Source organism: Amycolatopsis sp. NPDC004378 (genome assembly GCF_053602455.1).
Window position 1 is genome coordinate 184,971 of the sequence record NZ_JBSGDR010000008.1, and the last position, 21,791, is coordinate 206,761.

Below are 21,791 nucleotides of genomic sequence, written 5' to 3' on the forward strand. Positions count from 1 at the left end.
CCGGTCGTTAAGCTGGGTGACGTGCCTGAATACCTGCCGACCGCGCCCTACAAGGGGACCCGGGACTTCCTGCCCGCCGAGATGTCCGTGCGCACCCAGGTGTTCGGACATCTCTACGAGGTCCTCGAGCGCCGCGGCTTCCTCCGCTACGACGGCCCGATCCTCGAATCGGCCGAGATCTACGAGCGGAAGTCCGGTCAGGAGCTCGCCGACAAGCAGCTGTACACGCTGACCGACAAGGGCGGGCGGCGGCTGGCGCTGCGCCCGGAGATGACGCCGTCGGTGGCCCGGATGATCGCCGGGAGCGCGAAGTCGCTGTCGTTCCCGGTCCGCTGGTACAGCCACCCGAACTGCCACCGGTACGAGGCGCCGCAGCGCGGCCGGGTCCGTGAGCACTGGCAGATCAACGCGGACATCTTCGGCTCGGACAGCGCGAACTGCGAGATCGAGATCTTCGAGCTGGTGCACGACCTGATGGCCGCGCTGGGCGCGACGCCGGACATGTTCGTGCTGCGCGTCAACGACCGGAACCTGCTGACGTCGGCGCTCACCGACGTCGCGGGCGTCTCCGAGGACCACTTGGCCCAGGTGTTCGCGCTGGTCGACCGCTGGGAGAAGTACCCGCGCGAGAAGCTGGCGGAGAGCGCCGCCGAGATCGGCCTGTCGGACAAGGGGTTCGAGAAGCTGGCCGAGACGCTCGGTGCGGGCGAGGCGCTGCTCGACGAGCTGCCGGCCGAGGTGCGCGAGCAGTCGAACCTGGTGCGCGTCTTGAACGGCAGCGCGGGCAGCCTGGTGAAGTACGAGCCGATGATCGTGCGCGGGCTGGCGTACTACACGTCGACCGTGTTCGAGGTCTTCGACACCTCGCCGGAAAACCGCCGCGCCCTCTTCGGCGGCGGCCGCTACAGCGACCTCGCGTCGATGTTCACGCCGCAGCAGATCCCGGGCATCGGGTTCGGCATGGGTGACGTCACGCTGATGGACTTCCTCGACACGCACGGCCTCACGCCGGCGCCGCGCAGCGAGGTCGACGTCATGGTGATCCCGGTGACCGAAGACCTGTCGGACGAGGCCCGTTCGGTCGCGCAGTCCCTGCGCGCCGCCGGGCTCCGCACGTCGACGCCGATCGAGCACCGCAAGCTGGGCAAGGAGCTCGGCCGCGCGGACAAGGCGGGCGCGGTCGCGGTGGTGATCGTCGGCCAGGAGGACTGGGCGGCGGGCAACGTCACGGTCCGCAGCCTCGCCACGCGCGAGCAGAACCCGGTCGCCATCGCCGACGCCCCCGCCGCGGTCCAGGCCCTGCTGGCCTGAACCCCGTGCTCAGCGGGGCATCACGCGTGTTCCCAGAGGCATCACGCGTGATTGGGGAGGCATCACGCCGATGCCCCTCCAATCACGCGTGATGCCCGTCCAATCACGTGTGATGCCTCTCTGATCACGCCGGGTCGGCGCGGAGCAGGCGCAGGGTGAACGTGGCTCCGTCGCCGGGACGGCCTGCGGCCGCGATCGTGCCGCCGTGGCCCGTCACCACTTCGCGGACCAGGGCCAGGCCCAGGCCGAAGCGGCGGCCGTCGCCGTCCGAGCCGCGGGCGAACCGCTCGAAGATGCGTTCCGCGTCGGCCGCCGGGAAGCCGACGCCCGTGTCGCGCACCCGCAGCTCCACGTGCCGCTCGTCCGGCACGCCCAGCCACACCTCGATCGAGCCGCCGGGTGGGGTGTGGCCCAAGGCGTTGTCCAGCAACGCCGAAAGCACGCGCCGCAGCGCCGTCGGAACGCCCTGGACGACGTACTCGCGCCGCTCGCGCGTCACCGCCAGCCGGACGTGGCCCTCCCCCGCGCGCACCGCCTCCGCCGCGACGGCTTCCTCCGCCAGCGACCCGAGTTCCACCAGCTCCAGCGATTGCCGGTCGCACGCCTGCGCCGACAGCAGCAGGTCTTCGACGACGTCGCCGAGCTCCCGCGTGCCGCGCACCAGCTGGTCGAGGTCCGCCGCGTCGCGGCCGGACGCGCGCCGGGCCAGCAGTTGCGCCCGCGTGTGCAGCCGGGTCAGCGGGGCACGCAGCTCGTGGGAGGCGTCCGCGACGAACGTCCGTTGCCGCCGCAGCGCGTCGGCCAGCGGGCGGATCGCGCGGCACGCCAGCACGCGGCCGCACAGCACGGCCGCCAGCAGGGCGAGCACCTCGGCGACGATGAGCCCGGACACCAGCGCCGAACGGTCCTGGATCTGGTACAGCTCCTCGAAGAACGCCTGCGAGACGACGCCGCCGCGGTTCTCGACGCGGATCGTGTAGGTCATGCCGCCGATCGAACGCCGTTCCGTGTGGACGTCGCCGGGGGACGGCACGGTCGCGGTCAACGCCGGGATGGGCATCCCGGCCGGCGGCGGGCCCGCGGGCGCGTGCAGGGCCGGGGTGAACAGCCAGACGCACCCCGGCGGGGTCGCGGCCGGGCCCAGCTCGGTCGTGCGGGCCAGCGTGCGGTCGGCCTCGGCGTGCTGCCGCGAAATCAGCATCCCGTAGGCGATCCCGCCCGCGACCGCCACCAGCAGCGAAACCACCACGGCGATCTGCGCGGTGATCGCCCACCGCGCCCGCCGCAGGGCCCGCTCTTCGGGGTCGGGTCTCATACCGCGCCGATCTGGTAGCCGAGGCCGTGCACGGTCCGGACGACGTCGCGGCCGAGCTTGCGCCGCAGGTAGTACACATAGGTGTCCACAATGGACTCCCCGGTGGAGTCGGCGAAGACGCTCGTGCGCAGTGTCGCGCGCGGGTGGATCGCCTTGGGCCGCTGCGCCAGGGTCCGCAGCAGCTCGAACTCCCGCCCGGACAGCGTGATCCGCTCCCCGCGCGGCAGCACGACCTCGTGCCGCCGCAGGTCGAGGGCCGCGGTGCCGACCGGCAGGCACTCGGCACCCTCGAGGTCGCGACGGCCGAGCGCGCGCAGCCGGGCCAGCAGTTCCTCGGCCTCGAACGGTTTGACGAGGTAGTCGTCGGCACCGGCGTCGAGGCCGCCGACGCGGTCGGCGAGCTCGCCCAGCGCCGAAAGCACCAGGACCCGCGTGGTCACCCCGCGCGCCCGCAGCCGGACGAGCAGCTCGAGCCCGTCCAGCACCGGGAGGCGGCGGTCGATGACCATCACGTCGTACTGCCCGGTGAGCCCGAGGTGCAGGCCCCGCTGGCCGTCGTGCGCCGCGTCGGTTTCGTAGCCCTCCTCCGCGAGCAGTTCGGCGAGCAGGCCCGCCAGCTCGCGGTCGTCCTCGACCAAGAGCACTCTCGGTTTAGCCGCCCCATCGTGCACGAACCCATACTGGCAGTGATCTTCCGGAATTGAACCCTCAACTTTTCCCGGTTACCGGGACCGGCTCGGCCGTCGGGAGCACCTCGCTGGTCCCCTTGCGGGCATCGCGCCGGTCGAGCCACCCGAGCACCGGCGCGGTCATCACGGTCGTGACCAACGCGACGAGCACCAGCACCGTGAACAAGGCGGGCGAGACGATCCCGGCGGCCAGTCCGACGTTGAGCGCGATCAGCTGCATCAGCCCGCGCGCGTTGACGAGCACGCCGACGCGCGAGGCGATCGCCGGCGGCTCCCCCGCCAGCCGAGCCGCGCCCCAGGACGCCCCCAGCTTGCCGACGATCGCGACGAGCACGCACACCACCGCGAACGCGAGCAGCTTCGGGTCCGCGAGCAGCGCGAACCGGGTGTTCAGGCCGGAATAGGTGAAGAACAGCGGCAGGAACACGATCCGCCCGATCGGCATGATCTTCGCGAGCACGGCGTCGGCCGCGGGCGCGCGGGGGAACGCGATGCCGACGCAGAACGCGCCGAACACCGCGTACAGCCCGATGGTGTCGGTGAACCAGGCCGCCGCGAACAACGTCATCGCGGTGATCAGCACGCGCTGGTCGACGCTGACGCGCTCGCTGCTCATCGCCTTGGCCAGCAGCCGCCGCCCGACGATGAACACCAGCCCCGCGAACAGGACACCGCCGCCGAGCGCGAGCGCGACCGGCCCGGCCGAGCCGGCGTGCATGCCCAGCACGACGGCCAGCAGGACCCACGCCAGCACGTCGTCGAGCGCGCCGCAGGCCAGCGCCAGCGAGCCGAACCGGGTCGAGGCGATCCCGCGTTCGGTGATGATCCGCGCCAGCATCGGGAACGCCGTGATCGCCAGCGCGACGCCGACGAACGCCATCGACGTCACCGGCGAAACGCCCTCCTTGCCGATGCCGACCCAGCTCAGGCCGACGGCGCTGACCCCGAAGCCGAGTACCAGGGGCACGAGCGTCCCCGCCGAGGAGATAGCGGCGACCGCCTTGCGCGACTTCCCGATGCTGCTCAGGCTGAACTCGTAACCGGCGCCGAACATGTAGATCACCAGGCCGATCTGGCCGCCGACGTAGAGCAGCGACCGGATGGCGTCGGGGAACAGGGCGGCCTGCACGCCCGGCAGCAGCAGGCCGAGCAGCGACGGGCCGAGCAGCACGCCGGAGATCATCTCCCCGACCACCGGCGGCTGGCCGAGCTTGACCGCGACCAGGCAGACCAGCCTGACCACGACGAGGATCACCACGACGGCCAGGAAGAAGACCGGCGCCGCTTCGGACGGGCTCATGACTCACCTCCGGCGAAGTACCTGGAACAGAGGGCTTGCTTCCGCGCGTCGAGCACCATGTACGTCCCGAAGACCAGCTGGGCGAAGCTGCGCCAGACGTCTTCCCAGCGGTCGCGGACCGCGAGCCACACCAGCGGCGCGTGCTTGCGGCGGGCGCCGCGCGGCGTGAGCAGCACCGGGCCGCGGTTGGGGATCGAGCGCGTGTGCCCGGCCGTCGAGGCGAGGCTGAACCGGCGCAGGACCTCCTGGGCCACGACGCGCATGGTCACCGGGGCCAGGCCGCGGGCCGGGCAGGCGCGGTTCTGCGCGACCCCGAACGGGATGAAGTCGTCCTTCGCCGTCTGCGCGGCGAAACCCGGGTAGCTGAAGCACAGCACCGTCCCGGCGGGGATCGTCAGGTCCGGCAGCTCGATGTCCGCGGTCGAGATCCGGTGCGCGATGCCGAACAGCGGGAACGTGCGCAGGCCGTCGAAGATCACCTGGTCCAGGTAGGCGTCGTCGTCCGGGTGCGCGGCGAGCCGGGCTTGGACGTCCGGGTCCTGCGCGATGATCATCAGCAGGTGCGCCATCGCCTCGGACATCTGCACGACGGCGGTGTTGAAGAACGTGCCCTGGAGGTAGAAAGCCTGCTCCTCCGGCGTCAGCGAGTCCGGCAGCGGGTGCGGGATGTCGGCGAGGCGCCGGCGCAGGTACTTCGTCAGCCGGGCCCGGCGGCGCATGTTCCGCGGCCGCACGCACTTCAGGGCCGAGACGACGTCGTCGGCGTGCCCCACGATGAGGTCCCGCGCCTCCGGCGGGCACGGCTCGTCGAACACGAGCTCGTAGTACAGCTCGGCCCAGATCGGCATCATCTCGTCGCGCAGCCGGACCAGCCCCGGGCCGAGGCCGTCGAGGACGTGCGCGGCCACCCGGCGGGCCAGCTCTTCGGAGTCCTTTTTGGACTTGACCAGGATGTGCCGGGTGCACTTGGCGACCTCGTCGTAGCGCGGCCCGGGTTCGAGGTGCTCCTGGTGCACCTCGGGCCCGGGTGCGAGCCAGTACCAGAACAGGTCGGACAGCGCCGCGCCCTGGCTGCGGCCGTTCGCCGCCGGGTCGGCGTAGACGCGCTTGAAGTCGCGGGCGCCGACCTGCTCGCCCGGGATCGTCACCGTGTCCTCGCCGTTGACCAGCGCGAAGATCTTCATGCGCAGCGCCACGACCCGGCCGGGCAGCCACGCGGGCGCGGTCGCCACGGCGGCCGCCGCCAGCGCCTTGCCGATCATCGCCGCACCTGGTCCGGGGTGAGGTCGGCCGGGTGCCGGCCGCCGCACATGGCCAGCGCTTGGTCGAAGTCGTCACGCAGCAGCTCCAGGACCTGCGTGACGCCGTCGCGGCCGGCCGCGGCCAGGCCCCAGACGACCGGGCGGCCGACGCCGACCGCGTCCGCGCCCAGGGCGAGGGCCTTGACGACGTCGGTGCCGCGGCGGATCCCGCCGTCGAGCAGCACCGGGATCGCCCCGCCGACGGCCGCCGCGATCTCGGGGAGGACGTCGACCGTGGCGGGCACGGTGTCGAGCTGCCGCCCGCCGTGGTTGGACACGACGATCCCGGCGACGCCGTGGTGCACCGCCAGCCGCGCGTCCTCGGGGTGCAGGACGCCCTTGATCAGCACCGGCAGCTTCGTCTTCCCCCGCAGCCACGCGATGTGGTCCCAGTTCAGCCCGGCCGACATGACGATCTCGCGGACGTGGCTGGTGTTCCCGCCACTGCGGTTCTCGCCGATGTTGCGCAGGTTCTCCACGACCAGCCCGGCCGGCAGGTCGTGGAAGTCGTTGCGGTCGTCGCGCTCGCGGCGGCCGAGCACCGGCGAATCGACGGTCACGACGAACGCCTTCACCCCCGCGGCTTCGGCGCGCCGCACGATCGCCTCGGTGAACTCCAGGTCCGGCTGCAGGTAGAGCTGGAACCACAGGCCCGGATCCGGCGCGACCTCGCGGGCCGCCGCGGCGATGTCCTCGATCGCCGTGGTCGAGGCCATGCTGACGATCATGATCGTGCCCGCCCGGGCGGCGGCCCGGGCCGTAGCCACCTCACCATCGGCGTGCGCGAGCCGGTGGAACGCCGTCGGGGCGACGAGGATCGGCATCGAGGACGGCGTCCCGAGCAGCGTCAGGCTCAGGTCGCGCTTGTCGCTTCCGCGCAGCACCCGGGGCAGCAGCCGCAGCTTCTTGAACGCCGATTCGTTCTCCGCCAGGGTGATTTCGTCCTGCGCGCCGCCCGCGAAGTAGTCGTAGTGCACCGGGTCGAGGCGTTGCCGGGCCGCCGCCTCGAACTCCGCGACCGTCCGCATCACAGCTCCCGCGCGAAGAACGCGGTCAGCGGCTCGACGTGCACCTCTTTGTCCCATTCGTTCTCGAGGTTCTCGGTGACGTGGTGGGTGGCGACGAGCTCGCCGCGGCGGTAGTGCCGGACGATCGGGTGCAGGTAGTGGCCTTCGCCGTGGTCGTTCGCCTTGTCCTGGGCCGCGCGCGCGACGAAGTCGAACGGGTCGATCTTGTCGTGGTCGGGGCCGTAGTCGAGGGTGACGACGTAGGCGTCCTCGGGCGGGTTCGCGAGGACCCGGTCCACCGGCACCTCTTCGCGGTAGCGGGCGGTGTCGCCGTCGACCTCGAGGACGTCACCGAGGAAGCCGAACTGCTGGTACAGCGCCGAAGTCCGGTTGATCCGGCCGATCACGGCGTCGGTGAGCGCGTCCGGCTTGGCGGGCAGTTCGACGCTCGGCCACGGCGTGTCGTGGTACCGCTCGTCCAGGACCTTCGCCAGCGCGCGGACGCCGTAGCGGAAGCCGTGGATGAACGCGCTCGTGGCCTTCTTGAAGTCGCGGACCTGCGTGATCGTGCCGGCGAAGAAGAGACCGGGCACGTTGACCGACTCCCAGTCCGGCGTCTGCGCCGGGAAGCGGTCGTTGATCGTCAGCTCGGGACGGCAGTCCTCGTCGAACAGAGAAGCGTCGAAGCGGAAGCCGGTGCAGCCGATCACGCGGTCGTAGCGGATCTCCTTGATGACCTCGTCGGCGCGGGCGAAGGCGAACTTGACGTGGTAGCCGTCGGCGTCCTTGCGGATCTCGCGGACGTCGCCGTCGAGGATCGCGTGCTGGAGTTTCAGCTGGTACATGTCGAGGATGCCCGCGTTGTACGCGCGGAGGTGCCCGACGAAGTGGGTGCGCCACGCGAGCTTCACCGGCCGCGGCCCGCCAACGTGCACGACCGCGGCGGTCTCGCACAGGTTGTCGGCGGTCTCGAAGGCGGAGTTCCCCTTGCCCAGCACGAGAACACGCTGGCCGGTGAAGCTCTTCGGGTCGACGTCGACGTCCGCGTACTGGTCGATCAGCTCGACGCCGGGGAACTGCGGGATGTACGGCTTGGTGACGCCGGTGGCCAGGACGAGCCGGCGCGCCTGCCATTCGTCATCACCGGCGGTGACGACGAAGAGAGCGCTTTCCGGATCGCGGCGGATGCGCGTCACCCGGGTGTCGTAGCGGACCTGCACTTGGTGTTTCGCCGCGTAGTCGGCCAGGTAGCGAAGCAGATCCGGGGCGTCCGGGAAGAGCTTCTCGCTGTAGTCCGTGAACAGGACCGGCTCGTCGTCGCCTTCCGCGAGGATCGAGTTCCAGTCCATCCGCAGGCGCAGCTCGGGATCGCCGTACCCGGTGTGCTTCTTGTTGATGGAGATGAGGGTCCGGTGCCGGGGGAAGGTCTCGAAGAAGTGGCCGGGCGCGGAACCGGCCTCCAGCACCAGGTACCGGTGCCCGGCGTGGCCGAGGTGCTGCCCCAGCTGCAGCCCGGCCGGCCCGGCCCCGACGACCAGACAATCGAGCACTTCCGCCACGACGACCTCCTGCAGGCTCGGCACCTTGATCGATGCCGAGCCTGCTCCGGAGATCTCAGAAAAGGCTCAGAAGGAGTTGCCTACCGGCCGGCGGCGCGCGCCAGCCGCTCCGGGTAGCGCTCCCCCGCGACGGCTTCCGCCGGCGCGGCCGCTTCGATGGCCGCGAGGTCGTCCGCCGTCAGCTCCAGCGAAGCCGCCGCCACGTTCTCCTCGAGGTACTTGCGGCGCTTGGTCCCCGGGATCGGCACGACGTCCTCGCCGTGGGACTGCACCCAGGCGAGCGCCAGCTGACCGGCCGTGACGCCCTTCTCCTCCGCCAGCTTCCGCAGTGCGTCGACGATCGCCGTGTTGCGCTCGAAGTTGCCCTCCGCGAAGCGCGGCAGGCCGCGGCGCATGTCGTCCTCGGGCAGGTCCGCCACGGACTTCACCGCGCCCGTCAGGAATCCGCGCCCCAGCGGCGAGAACGGCACGACGCCGATCCCCAGCTCCCGGCAGGTGCCGAGGATTTCGCCTTCGATGCCGCGGGTCCACAGCGACCACTCGCTCTGCAGCGCGGTCACCGGGTGCACCGCGTGCGCGGCGCGGATCGTCGCCGCGCTCGCCTCGGAGATCCCGGCGTACCGGATCTTCCCGGCGGCCACCAGCTCGCCCAGCGCGCCCCAGGTCTCCTCGATCGGCGTGGCCGGGTCGACGCGGTGCTGGTAGTACAGGTCGATGTGGTCGACGCCGAGCCGGCGCAGCGACTCGTCACAGCTCTTCTTGACGTACTCCGCGTCACCGCGCGCGCCCATCGCGCCGTCGGTCCACACGATGCCGAACTTCGTCGCGAGGACGACCTCGTCGCGCCGGCCGGCGATCGCGCGGCCGACCAGCTCCTCGTTGACGCCGTTGGCGTAGACGTTCGCGGTGTCCAGCAGCGTGACCCCGAGGTCGAGCGCCCGGTGGATCGTCGCGACCGACTCCTGCTCGTCGTCGCGGACGCCGTAGGACTGGCTCATCCCCATGCAGCCGAGCCCCTGGGCGCTGACCTCCAGGGCGCCGAGCTTCCTGGTCTTCACGCGGAAATCTCCTCCATGCCGGGTTCGACGCCGAGCACCTTGCGCTCGACCTGGGCGTAGTTGTCGATCTTGTAGTCGAGGACGTCGAGGCAGGCCTGCAGCTCGGCGATCCGCTCGGCGACCGACCGGCGCTGCTCCACCAGCAGGGCCTTGCGGCGGCCCGCGCTGGCCACGCCGTGCCGGCGCAGCGACGCGTACTCGCGCATGCTCTTGATGGGCATCCCGGTGGTGCGCAGCTTGGTCAGGAACCCCAGCCAGCCGAGGTCCTCGTCGGAGTAGGCGCGGCGCCCGGCGGTGTCGCGGGCGGGCGGGTCGAGCAGTTTGATGCGCTCGTAGTACCGGAGGGTGTCGATGGACAGTCCGCTACGTCGCGCGGCTTCCGCTATCGAGTAGCTCATGACCTCGACACTACGACCTGGAGTGCACTCCAGGTCAACTCCCGGCCTGGCGATTCATAACAGTGTTGCGCTACGCTGCGTGGATGGCTCGACCACGCACGCACGACGAAGCGCTGCGGCTGAAACTGCTCGACCGCGCCGGTGAGCTCATCGCCGCGGACGGGCCGAAGGCGCTTTCCCTGCGCAAGCTGGCCGCCGACGCCGGCACGTCGACCACCGCCGTGTACTCCCTCTTCGGCGGCAAACCCGAACTGGTGAACGCGCTCTACACGGAAGGGTTCCAGCGCTTCGGCGCCCGCATGGCGGGCACGCCCCTGACCGGCGACCCGGTCGAAGACCTCGTCGCGCTCGGCAGCGCCTACCGCGCCAGCGCGCTGGCCGACCCGAACCTCTACGGGATCATGTTCACGAAGTCCCTGCCGGGGTTCGAGCCCAACGAAGACGCCGAGAAGCTGGCCCGCAAGACGCTGGAGCCCCTGGAGGCGATCATCCGCCGCGCGATCGCCGACGGCGTCTTCCTCGACGTCCCCCCGGAGACCGTCGCGGTCGGCTGCTGGGCCTTCGTGCACGGGCTCGTCTCCCTGGAACTGACCGGCAACCTGCCGGAGGGCTTCGACGTCACGAGCTCGTACGAAACGGCGTTGCGCGCGAACGCCTCCGGCTGGCTTCGGCCTCAGGAACCGCCGTCCTGACCGAACTCCGCCCCCGCCAGTTCGAGGCCGTCGTGCTCGCCGTCGTCGAATTCGGCTTCGCCGTCGAAGACGGCGTGCGCGAACTCGAACCGGCCGCCTGACCGGGTCCGGGTGAAGACGGCGTCGCCGCCGAAGTGCGCCCGGGTGAAGAACGCGCCTTCGGCGAAGACCGTGCGGTCGAAGTTCGCGAGCGCGGTGAACTCCGTGCCGTAGAAGCCGGTCCGGCGCGCGAAGGTCGTGCCGCGGATGTGGACCGCGCCGACGAACTTCGCCCGGCTGAAGTCCGCGGAGTCCACGCTGCAGCCGCTCAGCCGGAAGTCGACGAGGGTGGCCCGCTGCAGGTCGAGCGACATGCCGGGCCAGTAGCCGGCCGCGTCGTGGGTCAGGTGCGCCTTGAGCAGGTCCTGCGCGGCCAGGCGGACCAGCGTTTCGCCCGCGTCGGGGTCCTCGGCCAGCCGGCGGGCGGTCGTGCCCCTGAGCCCCGCGGGCGGCCCGTCGAAGGGCATCCGGAGGTAGGCGCACAGCACGTTGACGATCGTCTGGCGCTGCTTCGGGTTGTCCTGCCCGAGCCGCTCCAGCGCGTACAGCCCGCCGAGGCGCACCGGCGGCTTGTCACTGCCGAGCTGCTCGACGGCCTTGGTGTACAGCTCGGTGACGCGCCGCTCCTCCAGGTCCCGCTCGGTCACCCCCGCGACGCGGGTCGTCTCGGCGAGCTGCAGCTCGAGCGTGCGCTGGCGGCGCGTCGCCAGCCACAGCGCGAACACCCCGCCCGCGCCGGCGCCCACGCCGAACGCCGTCTTGACCGCGTCGATGCGCACCGGCGCGTCCGGTTGCCCGGACCAGGCCAGGAAGAGCCAGAGCAACCCGGCCGTCACGACCGCGACCCCGGCGGCCGTCACGGCGATCCACCGCCACTTCAGGACCGGCAACGGCTCAGACGGCGCCGTACTGGCGGTCACCCGCGTCGCCCAGGCCCGGCACGATGAAGCCCGAGTCGTTGAGGCGCTCGTCGATGCTGGCCGTGACCACCCGGACCGGCAGGCCGGTCTTCTCCAGGTGCGCCAGGCCTTCCGGCGCGGCCAGCGCGCAGATGGCCGTGACGTCGTCGGCGCCGCGGTCGGTCAGCAGCCGGATCGTGTACTCCATCGAGCCGCCGGTGGCGAGCATCGGGTCGAGCACCAGGACCGGCCGGTCGGCGAGCGACTCCGGCAGCGACTCGAGGTACGGCGTCGGCTTGAGCGTCTCCTCGTCGCGCGCGAGGCCGACGAAGCCCATCTGCGCGTCCGGGATCAGCTTGTGCGCCTGGTCGGCCATGCCGAGGCCGGCCCGCAGCACCGGGACCAGCAGCGGCGGCTTGGCCAGCGTGTAGCCCTCGGTGCGGGCGACCGGCGTGTGGATCCGCTCGGTCTTCACCGGCACGTCGCGCGTGGCTTCGTAGACCAGCATGACGGTCAGCTCGTGCAGCGCGGCCCGGAACGCGGCGCTGTCCGTGCGCGCGTCGCGCATCGTGGAGAGCCGGGCCTTCGCGAGGGGGTGGTCGACGACGTGCACATCCATGCGGGTCAATCTAGTCGTTTCGCGAAGCTCTTCACCCAGCCGCGCTGCCAGGGCGTTTCGACGGCGCGTTCGTGGTAGTGCTCTCGTGTCCAGGCGACGGCTTGGTGTGCGGGGACGCCGGACAGGATCGCCAGGCAGGCCATGACCGTGCCGGTGCGCCCCGCGCCGCCGTAACAGGCGACTTCGACGGATTCGGTCTTGGCGCGCGCGTGGAGGGCTTTGATCTTTTCGCGGGCTTCTTCGGGGTTGACGGGCAGCAGGAAGTCCGGCCAGGTGATCCACTCGTGCGGCCACGTGATACCGCCGCCGTGCTTGCGCCGCAGCCGGCTCGTACCCAGGTAGAGCCCGAAATCCGGCTCGGGTCCCTCCGGGCGTGGCTTGCCCAGCCCCCGGCCTCGTACGCGGGTGCCGTCCGGAAACTCGACCATGGGCTCAGTGTCCTCCGGAAGATGGACACACAGGGTGGTTTTCGCCGCTAGGCTGCCCCGGGTGAGCGAACTGACGCCCGACCAGATGCGGGCTTCCGACGCGGACCGTGAACGCGTCGCGCAGGTGCTGCACAACGCCCTCTCGGAAGGCCGGATCACGGTGAACGAGCTGGAAGAGCGGCTCTCGACGGTCTACGCGGCTAAGACGCTCGGCGAACTCAAACCGGTGACGGCGGACCTCCCCACGTCGCCGGCGGCCATCGAGCCGGCGACCACGCGGGCGCTGGCCTTCCCGGACCAGCGCATCGGCGGCCACCCGGGCAGCCCGGTGTCGATCGGCGTGCTGTCGGGCGCGGTCCGCAAGGGCAGCTGGGTCCTCCCCCCGCAACACAACAGCTTCGCGTTCTGGGGCGGCACGGAGATCGACCTGCGCCAAGCCCGTTTCGCGGACCGCCAGTGCACGATCACGGCCGTGGCCATCATGGGCGGCATCCAGATCACGGTCCCGGACGACATCAACGTGGACGTCACGGGAATCGGCTTCATGGGCGGGTTCGTGCTGGAGGACAAGTCGGGGGCACCACCCGCACCGCCGACCGCACCGACGGTGAAGATCAACGGGCTCGGGTTCTGGGGCGGGGTCGTCGTCTACCGGAAGCCGGCCAAGCGGTCGGAACCACCGCAGATCGAAGGGGCTTAGAGCAGCCCGGCGAGGTCGACGTTCACCGTGAAGGGGTCGGTCACGGTGAACGGCCCGTCGTGCACGGCCGCGGGCGCGTAGGTCTTGGTCGTGGGGTCGAGCTGGTAGCGGAAGACACGGAGCTTCCCGGGGTCGTCGGTGTTCTCGACGCGCCAGAAGTGCTGGATCCCACCGGCGGCGTACTCGCCGGGCTTGTCGATCTGGTCCGCGGTGACCGAGCCGGGTGACATGACCTCGACCACGAGACTGCAATGTTCCGGCCTGAGCACCGCTTCGCCCGGCAAGCTCGAGCTGTACACCACGACATCCGGACGCCGGTTGAGCAGCGGCACGTCACGCAGCCGCAGGTCGACGTCGGTGGCGACCTCGAGGTCAGGGCCGGATGCCGCCTCGAGGACGTTCGCCAACCGTCTGGCGAAGATCTGGTGCGGGCGGCGAGGTGCCGGGTTCACGACGATGGCTCCATCAACGATCTCGATGCGACGGCAGATTTCTTCTGGCAACGCATCGTAATCGGCGACACTCAAGCCCGTGACCGGAAGCTCCATCCAGTCAGGCAGAGCAGTCATCTCGGCTCCCAACCCGCGCCAACCACTTTTCTGGCCTAAATAGAACCACAGTTGTTGCGACATTCCTTGGTCCCCAGCCACCAATGTGACACGACCTGCCGACAACGTCACACCGAGTGACCCACCTCCGGACCCCGCACACTGTCGGACCCGCCGCCTAGACTCAGCGGCATGACAGCCACGACCAGCACGTCAGCGGCGCCGGCCACCCCGGCACCGCTGGCGGACGCGACTCGCGACGAAGCGAGCCTGCGCCGGTTCCTGCTCGGGCTGCCCGGTGTCGACCAGGTCGGCGTCGAGCAGCGCGCGGCGGGCCTCGGCACGCGCAGCATCAAGAAGGATGCCAAGCGGTGGGCCATCGACACCGCCATCTCCATGGTCGACCTGACCACGCTGGAGGGCGCCGACACCCACGGCAAGGTCCGGGCGCTCGCCGCGAAGGCGGTCCGCCCCGATCCCGAGCGCCAGGACACCCCGCGCGTCGCCGCCGTCTGCGTGTACCCGGACATGGTCGCCACGGCCGTCGAAGCGCTCAAGGGCAGCGGGGTGCACGTCGCGAGCGTCGCCACCGGCTTCCCCGCCGGGCGCACCAGCCGCGAGATCAAGCTGGCCGACACCAAGATCGCCGTCGACGCGGGCGCGCACGAAGTCGACATGGTGATCGACCGCGGCGCCTTCCTCGAAGGCCGGTACATGGACGTCTTCGAGGAGATCCAGGCGATCAAGGCCGCGTGCGGCGACGCCCACCTGAAGGTCATCCTCGAGACCGGCGAGCTGGCGACCTACGACAACGTGCGCCGGGCGTCGTGGCTGGCGCTGCTGGCCGGCGGCGACTTCATCAAGACGTCCACCGGCAAGGTCTCCCCGGCCGCGACGCTGCCGGTCACGCACATCATGCTGCAGGCCGTCCGCGACTGGTTCGTGACGACCGGCGAGCTGCGCGGCGTCAAGCCCGCGGGCGGCATCCGGACGACGAAGGACGCGATCAAGTACCTCGTCGCGGTGCACGAGGTCGCCGGCGAGCAGTGGCTGGTCCCGGACCTGTTCCGCTTCGGCGCGTCCAGCCTGCTCAACGACCTGCTGCTGCAGCGCCGCACCCAGGTGGACGGCCACTACAGCGGCCCCGACTACGTGACGGTGGACTGATGCCCGTTTTCGAGTACGCACCGGCGCCCGAGTCGCGCGCCATCGCGAACCTGAAGGACCACTACAAGCCGTTCGTCAACGGCCAGTTCGTCGACGGCTCGGGTGAGCCGCTCAAGACGATCAACCCGGCCACCGAAGAGGTCCTCGCCGAGGTCGGCACCGCGTCGAAGTCCGATGTGGACACCGCGGTGAAGGCCGCGCGCAAGGCGTACGACTCGGTGTGGTCCAAGATGCCGGGCACCGAGCGCGCCAAGTACCTCTTCCGCATCGCGCGGCTGATCCAGGAGCGCTCACGCGAGCTGGCGGTGCTGGAGAGCCTCGACAACGGCAAGCCGATCAAGGAGTCGCGCGACTCCGACGTCCCGACGGCGGCGGCGCACTTCTTCTACCACGCCGGCTGGGCGGACAAGCTGGAGTACGCGGGCTACGGGCCCAACCCGAAGCCCCTGGGCGTCGCGGGCCAGATCATCCCGTGGAACTTCCCGCTGCTGATGCTGGCCTGGAAGATCGCCCCGGCGCTGGCCACCGGTAACACCGTGGTCCTCAAGCCCGCGGAGACGACCCCGTTGACCGCGCTGGTGTTCGCGGAGATCTGCCAGCAGGCGGAGCTGCCGCCGAGCGTCGTCAACATCCTGCCGGGCGCGGGCGACATCGGCGCGTCCATTGTGGAGCACGCCGGCATCGACAAGATCGCGTTCACCGGCTCGACCGAGGTCGGCAAGGCGATCCAGCGCCAGGTCGCGGGCACGCCGAAGAAGCTGACCCTCGAGCTGGGCGGCAAGGCGGCGAACGTCGTCTTCGAGGACGCACCGCTCGACCAGGCCGTCGAAGGCATCGTCAACGGCATCTTCTTCAACCAGGGCCACGTCTGCTGCGCGGGCTCGCGGCTGCTGGTCCAGGAGTCGATCGCCGAAGAGGTGCTGGAGAAGCTGCGCTACCGGGTGTCCACGCTGCGCATCGGCGACCCGCTGGACAAGAACACGGACATCGGCGCGATCAACTCGGCCGAGCAGCTGGCGAAGATCCGCGGGCTCGTCGAGTCCGGCGACGCCGAGGGCGCGCAGCGCTGGACCAGTCCCTGCCCGGTGCCGGACCGCGGGTTCTTCTTCGCCCCGACGGTGTTCGCGAACGTCCACCAGTCGATGCGCATCGCGCGTGAAGAGATCTTCGGCCCGGTGCTGTCGGTGCTGACGTTCCGCACGCCGGACGAGGCCGTCGCGAAGGCGAACAACACGCCGTACGGGCTGTCGGCCGGTATTTGGACCGAAAAGGGCTCCCGGATCCTGTGGATGGCGAACCAGCTGCGCGCCGGCGTGGTCTGGGCCAACACCTTCAACCGCTTCGACCCCGCCGCGCCGTTCGGCGGCTACCAGGAATCCGGCTTCGGGCGCGAAGGCGGCCGCACCGGCTTGGAGGCCTACCTCGATGTCTGACCGGATTTCCGTCGCCAAGACGTACAAGCTGTACATCGGCGGCAAGTTCCCGCGATCGGAGTCGGGCCGGGTCTACCCGGTGACGGACCCGAAGGGCAAGTTCCTGGCGAACGCGGCGCACGCGTCCCGCAAGGACGTCCGCGACGCGGTGGTGGCGGCCCGCAAGGCGTTCCCGGGCTGGTCGGCGGCGACGGCCTACAACCGCGGCCAGGTGCTCTACCGGGTGGCCGAGGTACTGGAAGGCCGCCGCGACCAGTTCATCGCCGAGGTGTCGGCGTCCGAGGGCCTGACCGCGAAGAAGGCCGAGTCCACTGTGGACGCGGCGATCGACCGCTGGGTCTGGTACGCGGGCTGGACGGACAAGATCGCGACGGTCCTCGGCGCGGCGAACCCGGTGGCGGGCCCGTACTTCTCGTTCACGGTCCCGGAGCCGACGGGCGTGGTGGGCGTCTTGGCGCCGCAGCAGTCGTCCCTGCTGGGCCTGGTCGAGGTCCTGGCCCCGGTCCTGGCGACCGGCTCGACGGCGGTGGTGGTCTCGAGCGCGGAACGCCCGTTGCCGGCGATCACCCTGTCGGAGGTCCTGGCAACGTCGGACGTCCCGGGCGGAGTGGCGAACATCCTGACGGGCCACGCAGCCGAGCTGGGCCCATGGCTGGCATCGCACGCCGACGTCAACGCCCTGGACCCGACGGGGGCGACCCCGGAGGACCGCCCAGGGTTGGCACGCGAAGCGGCGAACACGGTGAAGCGAGTGCTGACGGTCCCGGCATCCGAGCCGGACTGGACAGCAGCCCCCGACCTGACCCGGCTGCGGAGGTACCTGGAGGCCAAGACGGTCTGGCACCCCCTGGGCGTCTGAGTTCCCCGACGACGGAGGCCATCGCCCAGGCGGTGGCCTCCGTCGCTTCGTTGCTGTGCACCCTCTTCTTCGGCGCTACCTTCACGGCGAACATCACCTGGAACGACGCCCCGCATCCGGCGAACGTGCACCCGGTGACCCCGGCGATCGCTCTCTACCCGATGCTTCCGCTCGTCGCCGTCGGGCTGACAGTGACAAACCTCGTGGTCGGCTGGCCGCTGTTCCGCCCGTCGCAGCGGACGATCCTGCGGTACGCCCGCTAGCTCATCGTCACCGAGAAGTCCGTCAACGTGAACCGGGCCTTGCCGCCGCCCGTTGAGCAGAACTCGATGCCGTAGCCGATCTGGTTGACCGTCGGGTTCGCCGGGATGAGGCCCTTGCCGATCGCCCACGCGATCATCGCCTTCAGGTCCACGCTTCCCGAGTACTGCGTCGCGCGGGACACGAACGCCAGGTAGCCGCCGTCGTTCGCCCAGACGTCGTACGTCTCTCCGGCCGCCGTGTACGTCGTCAGCTTGTCGCCCGACGGGACCTGCTTCAGGTTCTCCGTCCACACCATCAGCTCGCTGACACCCGGGCCGTCGCCGACGCCGTTCAGCCACAGGTCGTACGCCACGTCGTAGATGCCGACACCCGGACCGCGGCCGGCGAACGTCGATTTGATCACGGAATAGTCGTTGAACGGTTTTCCGTTGAGGTCGTTAATGTCCTTGTGGACGTTCGGGTAGGTTTTCACCGACGTCGAATCGGGCTGGCTGGAATCCACGTACCAGTTGTCGTACGCGCACGCCCGCAGCGTTTCCGGGCCCGCCTCGTCGGAGTTCCACATGTTGTTGTGGACGTAGTAGCCGCCGTCCGACCAGCCGCCGTCGGGGTCGCTCGTCGAGAACTCCGGGCTGCGGCAGCCGCGCACCGGCGTCGTCGACGGTGCGGCCGGAGCCGGTACTGCCGCACGGGAAGAAGGCGTGGTCGAGGCCGGCGAAGACGGCGGTGACGACGAAGACGGCGAGGTGGTCGCCGGCACCGGGACCGAGGCCGGCGCGGCCACGCCGCCCACCGGGCCGTCGCCGCAGCCGGCGAGCACGAGAAAGGGAATCGCCCACAACGCGGCCAGCATTCTTCGTCGCATTTTCCCGCCCGCAGCCTGATGTCCGGCAGAACGAGGCGGGACCTTAACACGCGAATCTGAGAATCAGGTGTGGTCGTCCGCGGGATCCAGATCGTGCGACGTGATCGGCCGCCCGGGCAGTTCCGAGCCCGGCCGCGCCGAAAGCCCGTCGATCATGATTCCGACGCACCGGCGAGCCGCCATCTCCGCCACTTCCGGCGACTTCGCGCGCATCTGCCGCAGGAGCGTCGCGAACAGGATCGCGATGTCGCCCGCGCCGACGTCCGGGCGCAGCATGCCCTCGGCCTTGGCGCCGTCGACGAACTCGTCGAGGACCGTCAGGATCTCGTCGCGCAGCCGCCGGACCTCGGGGTCGCTCTTCAGGATGACCAGCGCCCGCTGCGACACCATCGCCAGTTGAACGCTCAGCTGCAGCTCCACGGACTGGCGCAGGAGCCGCTCCAGCGCGCGCCACGCGGACGTCTCCTCGGCGGCGATCACCCTGGCGTCGACGAGCACGCGCTCGAAGTTGTCCATCGCGACCGCGCGGACCAGCGCGTCGCGGTCGGGGAACCGGCGGTACAGCGTGCCGACACCGACGCCGGCGGCGCGGGCGATCTCCTCCATCGGCACTTCGGGCCCGGAGAGGGCGAAGATGCTCTTCGCGGCGGCCAGGATCTGATCGCGGTTGCGCCGCGCGTCCGCCCGCAGGGTGGTCTCGGGGTCTGCCGTCATGCCGTTCGCCTCTCGCTGAATCGCGCGGGGTGATTCTCGCATGGTCAAGGGGCCACGCACTCGAACTCCAGTGGGTCACCCGTTAGCTAGTGGACGACTTCCTTCCACTTCGGTACCTTGGGGACTAGAACCGGAATGTAATCCTCCGCATACGTTACGTCCGATTTAGGGGGCCCGAAATGACCGAAGTCGCCGAACCCACCACGAAGGGTGACGTCTTCCCGCTCGCCCGCACGTGCCCGTTCGCCCCGCCGCCGTCGTACGAAAAGCTGCGCGCGGCAGGTCCGGTCCAGCGCGTCGGCCTGCCCGACGGCTCCGAGGCGTGGGCCATCACCCGGCTGGAAGAGGTCCGCGAGATGCTGACCGACCCGCGGTTCAGCTCGAACCGGTTCAACCCGGGCTTCCCCATCCTGACCCGCGAGGGCCGCCCGCAGCGCCGCCGCTTCACCGCGTCGCTGATCAACATGGACCCGCCGGAGCACGGCGCCGCCCGCCGCGAGGTCGTCGGCGAGTTCACCGTCAAGCGGATGAAGGCGCTGCAGCCGCGGATCCAGCAGATCGTCGACGAGCACATCGACGCGATCCTCGCCGGCCCGAAGCCCGCTGACCTCGTCTCGGCGCTGAGCCTGCCGGTGCCGTCGCTGGTCATCTGCGAGCAGCTCGGCGTCCCGTACGCCGACCACGACTTCTTCCAGTCGCGCAGCTCCACCCTGCTGAACCGGGAGGTGACGCAGCAAGCGCGCATGCAGGCGGTCGAAGAGATGCAGGGTTACCTCGACCAGCTGGTCAGCGCCAAGGAAGCCGACCCGACCGACGACCTCCTCGGCCGCCAGGTCCTCAAGCAGCGCGAGGAGCACGGCGACGTCGACCACGACTCGCTGGTCTCGCTGGCGTTCCTCCTGCTCCTCGCCGGGCACGAGACGACGGCGAACATGATCTCGCTCGGCACCGTCGCGCTGCTGGAGAACCCCGACCAGCTCGAGCTCATCAAGAACGACCCCGGCAAGACGCTCGACGCCGTCGAGGAGCTGCTGCGGTACTTCACGATCGCGGAGTTCGCGACGTCGCGCGTCGCCACCGAAGACGTCGAGATCGGCGGGCAGCTGATCCGTGCGGGCGAGGGTGTCCTGGGCCTGAGCTACTCCGGCAACCGCGACGAAAGCGCGTTCGAGGACGCCGACAAGCTCGACCTCGAACGCGGCGCCCGCCACCACGTCGCGTTCGGGTTCGGCCCGCACCAGTGCCTCGGGCAGAACCTGGCCCGGATGGAGCTGCAGATCGTCTTCGACACGCTGTTCCGCCGCATTCCGGAGCTGAAGCTGGCCGCGCCGGTCGACCAGCTGCCGTTCAAGCACGACTCGCAGATCTTCGGCCTCTACTGCCTGCCCGTGACCTGGTGAGGGGGACGCCATGACCACCGTCGAAAAGCACGAGTTCCCGATGACCCGCACGTGCCCGTTCGCACCGCCGCGGGCGTACGAGGAGATCCGCGAGGGCGGCTCCGTCGAGCGGGTCCGGCTGCCCGACGGCGGCCACGCCTGGGTCGTCACCCGGCTCGAGGACGTCCGGACCGTGCTGAACGACCGGCGGTTCAGCGCCGACCGGCAGCACCCGGACTTCCCGCAGCTGGTCAAGGGCGGGTTCCGCCGCCAGGGCGACGAACGCACGATGATCACCATGGACGCGCCCGAGCACGGCCCGGCGCGCAAGGCCGTGCTCGGCGAGTTCACCGTGCGCCGGATGGAGGCGCTGCGGCCGCGGATCCAGGAGATCGTCGACGGCCAGATCGACGCACTGCTGGCCGGGCCGAAGCCCGGCGACCTGGTCGAGACGCTGTCGCTGCCGATCCCTTCGCTGGTGATCTGCGAGATGCTGGGCGTGCCCTATGCCGACCACGACTTCTTCCAGACCCACACGGCGAGGCTCATCAAGCGCGCGACACCGCCCGAGGAGCGGCGGGCGGCGTTCGACACCATCCGCGGCTACATGGCGGACCTCATCGCGGAGAAGGAGCAGAACCCGCCGGACGACCTGCTCGGCAGGCAGATCGTCAAGCTCCGCGAGGACGGCACGTACCGCCGGGAGTCGCTGGCGGCGACCGGGTTCCTGCTGCTGGTGGCCGGGCACGAGACGACGGCGAACATGATCTCGCTGTCCACCGTGGCGTTCCTGCGCAACCCGGAACAGCTCGCGGTGATCAAGGCCGACCCGGGCAAGACGCTCGACGCCGTCGAGGAGATGCTGCGCTACTGGACGATCGTCGACGCGGCCACCGCGCGCCTGTGCGTCGAGGACATCGAGGTCGGCGGGCAGCTGATCCGCGCCGGCGAAGGCGTCCTGGCGCTCGGCTACGCGGCCAACCGCGACCCGCGGGCGTTCTCCGACCCGGACGAGCTCGACATCGAGCGGGGCGCGCGCCACCACGTGGCGTTCGGTTTCGGGCCGCACCAGTGCCTGGGCCAGAACCTCGCCCGGATGGAGCTGCAGATCGTGTTCGACACGCTGTTCCGGCGCGTTCCTTCGCTCGGACTGGCCGCGCCGGTGGACGACCTGCCGTTCAAGGACGACGCGAACATCTACGGCCTGTACCGGCTGCCGGTGACCTGGTAGAGATCGAAGGGCCATC

Annotated in this window: 23 protein-coding genes; 9 read left to right on the forward strand and 14 right to left on the reverse strand. The window is 70.5% G+C overall.

All coding sequences use genetic code 11. The features are described from left to right. Window positions 1-21: 21 nt before the first annotated feature. Complete coding sequence (gene hisS, locus ACWEN0_RS24380; protein ID WP_451977655.1) at window positions 22-1,311, forward strand: histidine--tRNA ligase; 1,290 nt, start codon at window positions 22-24, stop codon at window positions 1,309-1,311. Window positions 1,312-1,435: 124 nt separating this feature from the next. Here the strand turns inward: hisS and ACWEN0_RS24385 are convergent, their stop codons facing one another. The 8 genes from ACWEN0_RS24385 to ACWEN0_RS24420 all read right to left on the reverse strand — a co-directional run bounded on the left by ACWEN0_RS24385 (window position 1,436) and on the right by ACWEN0_RS24420 (window position 9,938). Beyond that, window positions 1,436-2,626 carry a sensor histidine kinase gene (locus ACWEN0_RS24385; protein ID WP_451977658.1) on the reverse strand — a complete coding sequence of 397 codons (1,191 nt, stop codon included), beginning with the start codon at window positions 2,624-2,626 and terminating at the stop codon, window positions 1,436-1,438. After that, window positions 2,623-3,270 carry a response regulator transcription factor gene (locus ACWEN0_RS24390; protein WP_451977661.1) on the reverse strand — a complete coding sequence of 216 codons (648 nt, stop codon included), beginning with the start codon at window positions 3,268-3,270 and terminating at the stop codon, window positions 2,623-2,625. The genes ACWEN0_RS24385 and ACWEN0_RS24390 overlap by 4 nt, the downstream gene beginning before the upstream one ends. A 64-nt stretch (window positions 3,271-3,334) precedes the next feature. Beyond that, on the reverse strand, window positions 3,335-4,615 hold the full coding sequence (locus ACWEN0_RS24395) for a cation:proton antiporter (protein WP_451977664.1): 1,281 nt from the start codon (window positions 4,613-4,615) through the stop codon (window positions 3,335-3,337). Continuing rightward, window positions 4,612-5,877 carry a cytochrome P450 gene (locus ACWEN0_RS24400; protein WP_451977667.1) on the reverse strand — a complete coding sequence of 422 codons (1,266 nt, stop codon included), beginning with the start codon at window positions 5,875-5,877 and terminating at the stop codon, window positions 4,612-4,614. Before ACWEN0_RS24400 ends, ACWEN0_RS24395 begins: the two co-directional genes overlap by 4 nt. Next, window positions 5,874-6,944 carry an alpha-hydroxy acid oxidase gene (locus ACWEN0_RS24405; RefSeq protein ID WP_451977670.1) on the reverse strand — a complete coding sequence of 357 codons (1,071 nt, stop codon included), beginning with the start codon at window positions 6,942-6,944 and terminating at the stop codon, window positions 5,874-5,876. Before ACWEN0_RS24405 ends, ACWEN0_RS24400 begins: the two co-directional genes overlap by 4 nt. After that, window positions 6,944-8,482, reverse strand: a complete 1,539-nt coding sequence (locus ACWEN0_RS24410) for an NAD(P)-binding domain-containing protein (protein ID WP_451977673.1) — start codon at window positions 8,480-8,482, stop codon at window positions 6,944-6,946. The genes ACWEN0_RS24405 and ACWEN0_RS24410 overlap by 1 nt, the downstream gene beginning before the upstream one ends. A gap of 80 nt (window positions 8,483-8,562) precedes the next feature. Next, complete coding sequence (locus tag ACWEN0_RS24415; RefSeq protein ID WP_451978164.1) at window positions 8,563-9,486, reverse strand: aldo/keto reductase; 924 nt, start codon at window positions 9,484-9,486, stop codon at window positions 8,563-8,565. Window positions 9,487-9,536: 50 nt separating this feature from the next. Continuing rightward, on the reverse strand, window positions 9,537-9,938 hold the full coding sequence (locus ACWEN0_RS24420; protein ID WP_451977676.1) for a MerR family transcriptional regulator: 402 nt from the start codon (window positions 9,936-9,938) through the stop codon (window positions 9,537-9,539). An 83-nt stretch (window positions 9,939-10,021) separates the two neighbouring features. Between ACWEN0_RS24420 and ACWEN0_RS24425 the strand changes: the two genes are divergently transcribed. Beyond that, a complete protein-coding gene (locus ACWEN0_RS24425; protein ID WP_451977679.1) occupies window positions 10,022-10,630 on the forward strand; it encodes a TetR/AcrR family transcriptional regulator in 609 nt (202 codons plus the stop codon). On the opposite strand, the gene ACWEN0_RS24430 is transcribed toward ACWEN0_RS24425, so the two are convergent. Genes ACWEN0_RS24430 through ACWEN0_RS24440 form a run of 3 tightly spaced genes read right to left on the reverse strand, consistent with a single transcriptional unit; the run spans window position 10,612 to window position 12,615 of the window. Then, entirely contained in the window at window positions 10,612-11,589 is a 978-nt protein-coding gene (locus tag ACWEN0_RS24430; RefSeq protein WP_451977682.1) for a pentapeptide repeat-containing protein, read from the reverse strand. The two genes, ACWEN0_RS24425 and ACWEN0_RS24430, sit on opposite strands and share 19 nt — an antisense overlap. Then, entirely contained in the window at window positions 11,564-12,187 is a 624-nt protein-coding gene (gene upp / locus ACWEN0_RS24435) for a uracil phosphoribosyltransferase (protein WP_361101620.1), read from the reverse strand. The genes ACWEN0_RS24430 and upp overlap by 26 nt, the downstream gene beginning before the upstream one ends. A gap of 5 nt (window positions 12,188-12,192) precedes the next feature. Continuing rightward, window positions 12,193-12,615 (reverse strand): protein-tyrosine phosphatase family protein, encoded by a 423-nt coding sequence (locus tag ACWEN0_RS24440; protein ID WP_451977685.1) that lies wholly within the window; start codon window positions 12,613-12,615, stop codon window positions 12,193-12,195. 85 nt (window positions 12,616-12,700) lie between these two features. On the opposite strand from ACWEN0_RS24440, the gene ACWEN0_RS24445 reads away from it, so the two are divergent. Beyond that, window positions 12,701-13,315, forward strand: coding sequence for a DUF1707 SHOCT-like domain-containing protein (locus tag ACWEN0_RS24445; protein ID WP_451978168.1), 615 nt, complete (start codon window positions 12,701-12,703; stop codon window positions 13,313-13,315). Here the strand turns inward: ACWEN0_RS24445 and ACWEN0_RS24450 are convergent. Further along, entirely contained in the window at window positions 13,312-13,947 is a 636-nt protein-coding gene (locus ACWEN0_RS24450; protein WP_451977688.1) for a Uma2 family endonuclease, read from the reverse strand. The genes ACWEN0_RS24445 and ACWEN0_RS24450 overlap by 4 nt on opposite strands. Window positions 13,948-14,055: 108 nt before the next feature. Between ACWEN0_RS24450 and deoC the strand changes: the two genes are divergently transcribed. The 4 genes from deoC to ACWEN0_RS24470 are packed head-to-tail and all read left to right on the forward strand — an operon-like array spanning window position 14,056 to window position 17,585. Then, window positions 14,056-15,030, forward strand: a complete 975-nt coding sequence (deoC, locus tag ACWEN0_RS24455) for a deoxyribose-phosphate aldolase (RefSeq protein ID WP_451977691.1) — start codon at window positions 14,056-14,058, stop codon at window positions 15,028-15,030. Next, complete coding sequence (locus ACWEN0_RS24460; RefSeq protein ID WP_451977693.1) at window positions 15,030-16,463, forward strand: aldehyde dehydrogenase family protein; 1,434 nt, start codon at window positions 15,030-15,032, stop codon at window positions 16,461-16,463. The genes deoC and ACWEN0_RS24460 overlap by 1 nt, the downstream gene beginning before the upstream one ends. Continuing rightward, on the forward strand, window positions 16,456-17,322 hold the full coding sequence (locus ACWEN0_RS24465; RefSeq protein ID WP_451977696.1) for an aldehyde dehydrogenase family protein: 867 nt from the start codon (window positions 16,456-16,458) through the stop codon (window positions 17,320-17,322). Before ACWEN0_RS24460 ends, ACWEN0_RS24465 begins: the two co-directional genes overlap by 8 nt. 32 nt (window positions 17,323-17,354) lie before the next feature. Next, window positions 17,355-17,585 carry a hypothetical protein gene (locus ACWEN0_RS24470; RefSeq protein WP_451977699.1) on the forward strand — a complete coding sequence of 77 codons (231 nt, stop codon included), beginning with the start codon at window positions 17,355-17,357 and terminating at the stop codon, window positions 17,583-17,585. Here the strand turns inward: ACWEN0_RS24470 and ACWEN0_RS24475 are convergent. Further along, complete coding sequence (locus ACWEN0_RS24475; protein ID WP_451977701.1) at window positions 17,582-18,451, reverse strand: GH12 family glycosyl hydrolase domain-containing protein; 870 nt, start codon at window positions 18,449-18,451, stop codon at window positions 17,582-17,584. The genes ACWEN0_RS24470 and ACWEN0_RS24475 overlap by 4 nt on opposite strands. 63 nt (window positions 18,452-18,514) lie before the next feature. Beyond that, complete coding sequence (locus tag ACWEN0_RS24480; RefSeq protein WP_451977704.1) at window positions 18,515-19,165, reverse strand: TetR/AcrR family transcriptional regulator; 651 nt, start codon at window positions 19,163-19,165, stop codon at window positions 18,515-18,517. Window positions 19,166-19,344: 179 nt separating this feature from the next. Here ACWEN0_RS24480 and ACWEN0_RS24485 point away from each other — a divergent pair, with 179 nt between their 5' ends. Together ACWEN0_RS24485 and ACWEN0_RS24490 are read left to right on the forward strand one after the other, a co-directional pair. Next, window positions 19,345-20,565 (forward strand): cytochrome P450, encoded by a 1,221-nt coding sequence (locus ACWEN0_RS24485; protein WP_451977707.1) that lies wholly within the window; start codon window positions 19,345-19,347, stop codon window positions 20,563-20,565. Between the two features lie 10 nt (window positions 20,566-20,575). Continuing rightward, window positions 20,576-21,775, forward strand: a complete 1,200-nt coding sequence (locus ACWEN0_RS24490; protein ID WP_451977710.1) for a cytochrome P450 — start codon at window positions 20,576-20,578, stop codon at window positions 21,773-21,775. The last annotated feature ends 16 nt before the right edge of the window (window positions 21,776-21,791 follow it).

Excerpts from the sequence above, each read along its gene's own strand:
- ACWEN0_RS24395 (WP_451977664.1), bottom strand. The coding sequence starts at position 4,615 with ATGAGCCCGTCCGAAGCGGCGCCGGTCTTCTTCCTGGCCGTCGTGGTG.
- deoC (WP_451977691.1), top strand. The coding sequence starts at position 14,056 with ATGACAGCCACGACCAGCACGTCAGCGGCGCCGGCCACCCCGGCACCG.
- ACWEN0_RS24460 (WP_451977693.1), top strand. The coding sequence starts at position 15,030 with ATGCCCGTTTTCGAGTACGCACCGGCGCCCGAGTCGCGCGCCATCGCG.
- ACWEN0_RS24425 (WP_451977679.1), top strand. The coding sequence starts at position 10,022 with ATGGCTCGACCACGCACGCACGACGAAGCGCTGCGGCTGAAACTGCTC.
- upp (WP_361101620.1), bottom strand. The coding sequence starts at position 12,187 with ATGGATGTGCACGTCGTCGACCACCCCCTCGCGAAGGCCCGGCTCTCC.
- ACWEN0_RS24485 (WP_451977707.1), top strand. The coding sequence starts at position 19,345 with ATGACCGAAGTCGCCGAACCCACCACGAAGGGTGACGTCTTCCCGCTC.
- ACWEN0_RS24450 (WP_451977688.1), bottom strand. The coding sequence starts at position 13,947 with ATGTCGCAACAACTGTGGTTCTATTTAGGCCAGAAAAGTGGTTGGCGC.
- ACWEN0_RS24490 (WP_451977710.1), top strand. The coding sequence starts at position 20,576 with ATGACCACCGTCGAAAAGCACGAGTTCCCGATGACCCGCACGTGCCCG.
- ACWEN0_RS24465 (WP_451977696.1), top strand. The coding sequence starts at position 16,456 with ATGTCTGACCGGATTTCCGTCGCCAAGACGTACAAGCTGTACATCGGC.
- ACWEN0_RS24480 (WP_451977704.1), bottom strand. The coding sequence starts at position 19,165 with ATGACGGCAGACCCCGAGACCACCCTGCGGGCGGACGCGCGGCGCAAC.
- ACWEN0_RS24385 (WP_451977658.1), bottom strand. The coding sequence starts at position 2,626 with ATGAGACCCGACCCCGAAGAGCGGGCCCTGCGGCGGGCGCGGTGGGCG.
- ACWEN0_RS24400 (WP_451977667.1), bottom strand. The coding sequence starts at position 5,877 with ATGATCGGCAAGGCGCTGGCGGCGGCCGCCGTGGCGACCGCGCCCGCG.
- ACWEN0_RS24420 (WP_451977676.1), bottom strand. The coding sequence starts at position 9,938 with ATGAGCTACTCGATAGCGGAAGCCGCGCGACGTAGCGGACTGTCCATC.
- ACWEN0_RS24445 (WP_451978168.1), top strand. The coding sequence starts at position 12,701 with ATGCGGGCTTCCGACGCGGACCGTGAACGCGTCGCGCAGGTGCTGCAC.
- ACWEN0_RS24475 (WP_451977701.1), bottom strand. The coding sequence starts at position 18,451 with ATGCGACGAAGAATGCTGGCCGCGTTGTGGGCGATTCCCTTTCTCGTG.
- ACWEN0_RS24405 (WP_451977670.1), bottom strand. The coding sequence starts at position 6,944 with ATGCGGACGGTCGCGGAGTTCGAGGCGGCGGCCCGGCAACGCCTCGAC.
- ACWEN0_RS24415 (WP_451978164.1), bottom strand. The coding sequence starts at position 9,486 with ATGGGGATGAGCCAGTCCTACGGCGTCCGCGACGACGAGCAGGAGTCG.
- ACWEN0_RS24440 (WP_451977685.1), bottom strand. The coding sequence starts at position 12,615 with ATGGTCGAGTTTCCGGACGGCACCCGCGTACGAGGCCGGGGGCTGGGC.